At 65.8% G+C, this 6723-nt stretch carries 5 protein-coding genes; 4 read left to right on the top strand and 1 reads right to left on the bottom strand.

The window, feature by feature from the left end; genetic code table 11:
• From ABZV38_RS39110 to ABZV38_RS39095, 4 genes are all read left to right on the top strand, one after another.
• A partial coding sequence (locus ABZV38_RS39110) for a phosphopantetheine-binding protein (protein ID WP_356333581.1) occupies window positions 1-318 on the top strand: 318 nt, incomplete at its 5' end.
• A gap of 50 nt (window positions 319-368) precedes the next feature.
• Entirely contained in the window at window positions 369-584 is a 216-nt protein-coding gene (locus ABZV38_RS39105; protein ID WP_356333584.1) for an MbtH family protein, read from the top strand.
• Window positions 585-726: 142 nt separating this feature from the next.
• Window positions 727-1992 carry an MFS transporter gene (locus ABZV38_RS39100; RefSeq protein ID WP_356333579.1) on the top strand — a complete coding sequence of 422 codons (1266 nt, stop codon included), beginning with the start codon at window positions 727-729 and terminating at the stop codon, window positions 1990-1992.
• 354 nt (window positions 1993-2346) lie between these two features.
• Window positions 2347-3327 (top strand): TauD/TfdA family dioxygenase, encoded by a 981-nt coding sequence (locus ABZV38_RS39095; RefSeq protein ID WP_356333578.1) that lies wholly within the window; start codon window positions 2347-2349, stop codon window positions 3325-3327.
• Between the two features lie 85 nt (window positions 3328-3412).
• Here ABZV38_RS39095 and ABZV38_RS39090 read toward each other — a convergent pair whose 3' ends face one another.
• Window positions 3413-6355 (bottom strand): BTAD domain-containing putative transcriptional regulator, encoded by a 2943-nt coding sequence (locus tag ABZV38_RS39090; protein ID WP_356333576.1) that lies wholly within the window; start codon window positions 6353-6355, stop codon window positions 3413-3415.
• Between the last annotated feature and the right edge of the window lie 368 nt (window positions 6356-6723).

Raw genomic sequence — 6723 nt, 5'->3', positions numbered from 1 at the left:
CGTACGCCACAGGAAGAACTGCTGGCCCGGCTCTTCGCCGATGTCCTGGGACTCGACGCCGTGGGTATCGATGACAGTTTCTTCGATCTGGGCGGCGATTCGATCGTCTCGATCCAGCTGGTGTCCCGGGCCCGGAAGGCAGGGCTGGTGATCAGCCCGCGGGATGTCTTCACCCACAAGACGGTGGCCGTACTGGCCACCATCGCCCGCGAACTCGAAGGTAAGGCGGATGTCCCTCAGCCGTCCGGCAAGCCGCTCCTGGCCCTGGACGACGACGAACTCGAAGAACTCGAAGCCGAATGGGGCGGGTTGAACTGACACCTCACTCGAAAAGCCACCTCACCCGATAAGAGATGAAGGAAAACATCATGGAAAATCCCTTCGAGAACCAGTCCGGACAATTCCTGGTACTGGTCAACGCGGAAAACCAGCACTCCATCTGGCCGTCCTTCGTGGAGGTTCCGGAAGGCTGGAGCGCGGTGCACGGCCCGGACAGCCGTCAGTCGTGCCTGGACCATGTCGAGGCGAACTGGACGGATATGCGGCCCAAGAGCCTTATCGACGCGATGAACGCAGAGAACTGACCGCCACGAGTCCGTGCGGGGCCGTTCGCTGAATTCGGTTCGGCCGACCGGTGGCCGGGGGTGCGGTGACACATATCGCACCACCCGGCCTGGCCCCGGCCCGTCAAGCGCCCATGACCTGTCACAGACTGGAGTCCGGTTGATGCCCGCTCGACCGAAGTACGGCGCAGCGCCGCTCGGGTCCCGCTTCTGGCTGGTGTGGACCTCGGTCACCGTGTCCGGCCTCGGTGACGGGATGCGTTTCGCCGCGTTGCCGCTGCTCGCCGCACAGGTCACGAGCGATCCACGCCAGGTTTCCCTGGTCTCCCTGGCCGAGCAACTGCCGTGGCTCCTGGTCGGTCTGCTGTCGGGCACCCTGGCGGACCGCCTCGACCGCCGCAAGATGCTCTGGGTCACCGACTCCGCTCGTGCCGTGCTCGCCGGCTGCTTCACCCTGGCTGTCGCCACGGGGCCGCCGTCGATCGCGCTGCTCACCGTCGTGGGCTTCCTCTTCGGCTGCGGGCAGGTGGTCTACAACGGTGCCTGGGCCGGCATCGTTCCGGCTCTGGTCGGGCCGGGTGAGCGCACCCGCGCCAACGCGAGGCTCCAGGCGGGGTCGCTGGTGACCGACAGCCTCCTCGGGACACCGGTGGGAGCTGTGCTGTTCACCTGGGCGGTGGCGGCACCGTTCGGGGTCAATACGGTGTCCTTCGCGGTCGCTGCCGTCCTGGTCGCCGTCCTGCCGGGCGATTTTTCGCCGCGGGCCGCTGGCACCCCCGGCCCGGCGGCATCCCTCCGTCACGACATGGCCGAGGGTCTCCGATGGCTGTGGCGCCACCCGTTCCTGCGGGGTCTGTGCCTGGCGTCCGCTGTCTCCAGTCTTGTCACCGTGGGCCTGACCTCCGTCCTGGTGCTCTACGCGCGGGAGGTGCTCGGCCTGGGCGGCGTTGGCTACGGGCTGCTCGTGGCGGCGTTCGCCACGGGCGGCCTTGCAGGGGCGGCCATCACCCCGTGGCTGTCCGCGCGGATCGGCCCCGGCAGGACGCTCTGCCTCGCCATGGCCGGGTCGGCTGTGGCCGCCGCGGGTGCGGGCGCGGTCTCCTCGGGTGTGGTGTCCGGGTGCTTCATCGCGGGCTACGGAGCCATGTCCCTGACGTGGAACGTCACTGCGGTGTCGCTGCGCCAGGACATCGTGCCCAGCCATCTGCTCGGCCGGGTCAGCATGGCGTACCAGATGGCGAACGCGGCTGCGGGGGCTCTCGGCGCGGTGACCGGCGGGCTGCTCGCCCATCTCCTGGGGCTGCGCTCGCCCTTCCTCGTCGGCGCGGCCGTGCTGCTGCTCGCCGCGCTGGTAAGTGTCCGGAGGCTGGCCGGTGCCCGGCCAGCCGTGGACGGACCGCACCAGGTCACGGCTGAGGCCACCCCATGACGCTGAGGCCGCCCCGTACCGGATCCAGGGCACCGCCCGCCCGGAGCACTCGCACGCTGTTCACCACGCGGCCTGTCAAGAGGGCCGTGACGCACTCCGCGCAGCATCGCCCACCTCCTCCTCGGGCCCGGGAGACGGTGGCGAAGCGATCGCCCCGGTGCCCCCTCACCCACGGCCGTTCGGCCGAGAAGACCGTCCTCACAGCGCCAACAGGGCTGGACGGCAGCCGCCTGTACAGGCACAGCGACAAGGGATCGTGCCGGGCCCGGAACATTGCCCGGCCCAGATCCCCTGCTATGTCATGCCCTCGACCGGCCCGGCCGTGCACCCCCTTCTCATGCAGAGGCTTTTCCCATGGCAACAGAAGCCGCATACATCCGTCGGCTCGATCACTACTCAACCGCCCAGCTCGTCCAGGCTGCCGATAAGCTCCTCGCCGAGTTCGGGTCCGCGACCCACTCCGACCTCTTCGATGCCCTGCCGGAGGCGGCGGCCCGACTGGAGGAGCCCACCAGGGAGGTTCTTCGTCCCGTCTTCTCGCCCGAGGGCCTGTTCATACTCCGTGGCCTGGAGATTGATGACAGCGACCTGGGCCCCACGCCCGCACACTGGTCGAGTGTGGGCGACGCGGGCGCTCTGTGGGACGTGACGTTGCTGCTCATCGCGACACTGATGGGGCATCCGATCGCGTGGGAGGGGCAACAGGACGGCCGTGCCGTCAACAACATCGTCCCGTCGCCCGGCCACGAGCTCGAACAGACGGGGGCCAGCAGCACCGTTCTTCTCAGCCCGCACACGGAGGACGCCTTCCACCCGGAACGCGCTCATCTGCTGGTGCTGTGCTGCATGCGAAACCATGACCGGGTGGGCACCACAGCGGCCAGTATCCGCCGGACCGGACTGTCACCCGAGGACATCGCCCTGCTCACCCGCCCGATTCTGCCCATACTTCCCGACGACGCGTACGCGAAGCGCCCGGACTTCACCGGCGAGCCGGTGCCGGTCCGCACGCTGTGGGAATCCCCGGACGGACTCACCCTGCGGTTCGACCCGGCGTACACGCCCCTGGGGCAGGCCGATGACGACCACCGCGAGGCGTATGCCCGGCTGGAGGCCGAACTGGCCGGGGTGTCCATGAGCGTGGCGTTGGAACCCGGGGACGTCATGGTCGTCGACAACGACCTTGTCGTGCACGGCCGGGTGCCCTTCCGTCCCCGCTATGACGGTACGGACCGATGGCTCAAGCGCGCTCTGGTGAGCATCCCCGGACGGGACAGCCGCCCGGAGTCCGAGCGGGATGAGGACGGCTACGGGCAGTCCGTGATCAAACTGTAGGAACCGCTGCGAACCGCCCGGCGGGGCACTCACACCGCCCGCCTTCCCGCATATGGTCCCCATGCGGGAAGGCGGGCATCGCGGCTCAGCCGCTCCGGACCGCAGTCACGACGCGCCCCGGCACGGAGGACCGGATCGCGGTCGGCCCATGCCCATCGAACTCGGTATCCAGATTCCGCAGTTTGGCCAGGGCCTCTGTGCGCTCGGCATTGTCGGGGTTGTCGAGCCCGTCGAACAAGCTCAGGGCACGCCCCCACGCGCTGCGGGCCGCTTCGACCTGACCGATGGCCAGTTGGACGTCGCCTAGGCGGATCAGCGTGCTGGCCTCGGCGTAGCCGGCTCTCAATTGCCGGTAAAGGTCAAACGCTTGCTGATAGCTGCTCACGGCCTCGGAGTGCCGGCCGAGGCCGTGATAGGCATAGCCGAGTGTGTCCCAGGTGTCGGCCTGACCCACCTGATGGCCGACGTCCTTGAGCTCCCGCAGGGCCTGCCGGCAGTAGGTCAGGGCCTGCTCCCCCTGGCCGAGCAGGGCGTGACACCACCCGACAGCATTGAGTGCCAGGCCGTGTTTCGATCGGTCGCCAGTCAATTGGATCAGATCCAAGGCCTGCTGAGCATGGATGAGGGCGGTGCGGAAGTCGCCTTGCCGTTCCAGTACCCAGCTCAACTCCCGGTGTGTTTCGGCGCGAGCTGAGGCATCCCCGGTCTCGGCGAAGATCTGGATGGCCTGGTTCGCGTGGGCCTGGGCTTCGTCGAAGCGGCCCAGTTGTGCTTCAGTGCGGACCAGGCTGAGATGGGTGTGGGCCTGAGCGACCGAGTCGGAGAGACGCTGGGCTGCTTCCAGCGCCAGTTGTTGGGTGGCCAGCAAATGGTGCTGATGTCCCCCAAAGTAAAGGAAGTGCTTGATGATCCATACGAGTTGCCAGGTTTGGGTGTCCGCCTGGCGGCTAGCGGACTGAGCGATCACCGCCATCAATGTCTGATGTTCCGTCGCGAACCACGCCAGAGCCTGCTCGCGGTCGGTCAGGTTCTCGGTGTTGCGGTCGGAGAGTGAGACGCAAGGTCCAACCGGATCCCGGTTGGGGGCGAATAGCCGGGAGGCAGCGAAGCCGGTGTGTACATAGTGGTCGAGCATCTGGTGGGCCGCCGCGTCCCGCTCGTGCGCCGAGTCCTCCGTATCGGCAAGCTCGGTCGCGTACACCCGCAGCAGGTCGTGATAAGAGTAGCGGCCTGGTGTCGGCTCCTTGAGGAGATGAGCCCGGACCAGGTCGACAAGTAGGAGGCGGGTCTGCTCGATGGGCAGTCCGGCGATGGCGGCTGCGGCGGCCACACCGAACGGTCCGGGATGCAAGGAGAGCAGGCGGAACAGCCTCGCCGCCGAGGGATCCAGCACGTGATACGAGCAGGAGAAGACGGCTCGCGCGTCCGTGGACGGATCGGTATCGCTGAACGCGTTCAGACTTCCATGACTTGCCCGTAGTTCGGCGGCGATGGATGTCAGGCGGAACGTGGGGTGGCAGACCGCGCGGGCCGCGACCATGGCCAGCGCGATGGGGAGTCCCCCACAATATTTGATGATCTCGTTGACCGCCTCGGGTTCGGCGGCCGACCTTTCCTCACCGATGCGGTGGAAGAGTAATCTGGTCGCCTGAGCCGCGGACAGCACATCGATCCTCATTGGGCGGGCACCGTCGATGGTGATAAGGCTGGAAAGCTGATTGCGACTTGTGACGACCACTAGCGAACCTGGTGTGCTGGGCAGCAAGGGGCGTATCTGTTCTGCGTCGCGGGCGTTGTCGAGCAGCAGCAGTATCCGGCGGCCGGTGAGTAGAGTGCGATAGAGCGCTATCTGGGCATTGAGGTCTGCCGGGAGCAGCGACGAGGAAACCCCGAGGGACTGGAGAATCGATCCGAATGCTTCTGTCGGAGACATGGCCGGGTTGGAGGCATCGAATCCGCGTAGATTGAGATACAACTGCCCGTCGGGGAAACGATGAGCGTTCCGGTGCGCCCAGTGCACCGCGAGGGTGGTCTTTCCGACACCGGCCATGCCGACAATCACACTGGTCGCTGCGATGGTGGCGTTTTGCTGATCGGCCGCCAGCAGGGCTTCGAGCTGGGCGAGCTCGTACTCACGGTCAATGAAGGTGGGCAAGTCGGCGGGCAGCGCGGCCAGTACCTGGGGAGGCGACACATCGAGGGCTGCGGCCCCGGACGGCTCCGGAGTGGTGGGGTCAGCTGCTGGGGGGAATACGTCCGAGACCGAAAGCTCCGGGTCGGCTCGTAGGACACGATCGTGGAGGGCTTGCAATCGCGAGCCGGGCTCGATGGCCAGTTCCCGTGAGAGGAGAGCCCGCACCTCCCGGTAGACCGCAAGTGCTTCTGCCTGCCGCCCGGACTTACAGAGGGCGAGCATCAGCATTTCCCGAAATCTCTCGTTTAAAGGATACTTGGCGACTATATCGACAAGTTCCACACTGGTCTCACCGAATCTTTCGAGTACCCATTCCGCCTTGATACGTTTCTCGATGGCGGCAAGGCGCAGTGCCTCAAGATGGGAACGCTGAGTCGTCGCGTGCTCACCGGGGATTCCGGCTAGCGGATCCCCATGCCACAAGGCGAGAGCATCGCGGAGGTGAGTTACGGCTATGGCGTGGTTTCCTTCCTTGGCGGCCGTATCGGCCTTCGCCACCCGCTGACGGAATACACTGAGATCCAATTGGTCCGGGGAGGTCTGCAGTGCGTAACCATTACCCATGGAGATGATGATCGAGGCGTCTGCATGGTGTACCGGTTCCAGAATCTTCCGCAGGCGGTGTATATATGTGCGGATTGTTTGTGCTGCCGAGCGCGGGGGTGTGCCGCCCCATACTGCCTCGATCAATTCATCGAGCGAGACGTGGCGGCCCTCTCGAAGCAGAAGTGCCGCAAGGACCGCACGTTGCTGACGGGACCCCAGGTCGATCTCTACTTTATGACGTTGGGCGCGAACTGGTCCTAGTACCGAGAACCAGAAGTGTTCGCTCACTTTAGCTATTCCTTTTCAATGTTGCTTCGAGGAGAAGATGTTCAGGAGATGTTCATCGGGAGACCGGCGGGGGTCCAGTTAGAATCGACAATGCTGCGTTCTGGTAATTGCTGCGGTGCGGGCATTTGTCAGCGAGGCTGGGTGAGTCGAGCAGGCTGGTTTACCCGTCAAGTATCGACGTCTGGGCGTGTAGAAGCCACCCGCCTCTGAGTCAGTGTGAGAGATATCTCGCTGCGTCGACACCGAGTTGGCGCCCGTGTTCGTGGGGCGGCGTCTTCTTACGCCGCTGCCTGCAACTGCTCGTACGCGGCTTGGACTTCTGCGGGAGTCTTGTAGCCGAGTCCGGAGTGGAGGCGTTGTCGATTGTA

It is taken from the genome of Streptomyces sp. NPDC005181 (genome assembly GCF_040608395.1).
Taxonomy (GTDB): domain Bacteria; phylum Actinomycetota; class Actinomycetes; order Streptomycetales; family Streptomycetaceae; genus Streptomyces.
This window is presented reverse-complemented; position numbering and strand designations above follow the sequence as displayed.

Coding starts and splice junctions, on each gene's coding strand:
- ABZV38_RS39095 (WP_356333578.1), top strand. CDS start 2,347: ATGGCAACAGAAGCCGCATACATCCGTCGGCTCGATCACTACTCAACC.
- ABZV38_RS39105 (WP_356333584.1), top strand. CDS start 369: ATGGAAAATCCCTTCGAGAACCAGTCCGGACAATTCCTGGTACTGGTC.
- ABZV38_RS39100 (WP_356333579.1), top strand. CDS start 727: ATGCCCGCTCGACCGAAGTACGGCGCAGCGCCGCTCGGGTCCCGCTTC.